This window comes from Streptomyces sp. SID12501, from assembly GCF_010550245.1.
Lineage (GTDB): Bacteria > Actinomycetota > Actinomycetes > Streptomycetales > Streptomycetaceae > Streptomyces.
The window spans coordinates 1-552 of sequence record NZ_JAAGLU010000355.1 but is presented as its reverse complement, the minus strand read 5'-3'; the positions used below and the strand labels follow the sequence as shown (position 1 = coordinate 552).

Annotated in this window: 1 protein-coding gene; it reads right to left on the bottom strand. The window is 73.4% G+C overall.

Annotated elements, in window-relative coordinates:
• Window positions 1-271 (bottom strand): DUF11 domain-containing protein (locus G3I71_RS46190; RefSeq protein ID WP_164324927.1); only part of this gene is annotated, 271 nt, incomplete at its 3' end.
• Between the last annotated feature and the right edge of the window lie 281 nt (window positions 272-552).

Here is a 552-nt window from a genome sequence, read left to right as displayed (position 1 = left end):
GCAGCTCGTGCCCCGCGTGCTCACCCAGCGGGTCCGTCAGCACCGCGTCGAGGCACGACGCCTCCGAGCACGCCACCTGCACGCTGTACGTGTACGTGTCGCCCGGCGCGAGCTCAGTGCGGTCCACCGACTTGGTGATGCCGAGGTACTGGGGGTCTGCCGCGGCCGCCGGTGCCGTGAGCACGGGCAGCGCGAGCAGCGCGGCGAGCGACGCGGCGACGAACGACATGAGGCGGCGCGGGAACGCGCGACCTCGGGACTGCGTGGGCATGCGGGAGCCTCCGACGGGTGGGGATCGCCCATACCCTGGAGGTCGTTGGTCCCGTACACCGGGTGAGAGTGCGCGCTATGTCGCCTCTGCGCGCACGAATCGTCAACCGGGTCCGAATAGCCGCATTCCCCGCCCCGGCGTGCGGGCCCCGAGCCGGGCGGCTAAAGTCCGCCGCCGTCCGACCTCGGGCCCGGTGCCTCAGCCAGGATCCGGCAGCGGCTGACCGCGCAGGGCCGCCGTCCGGAACTGCGTGGGCGTGAGCCCGAACCGCTCCCGGAACG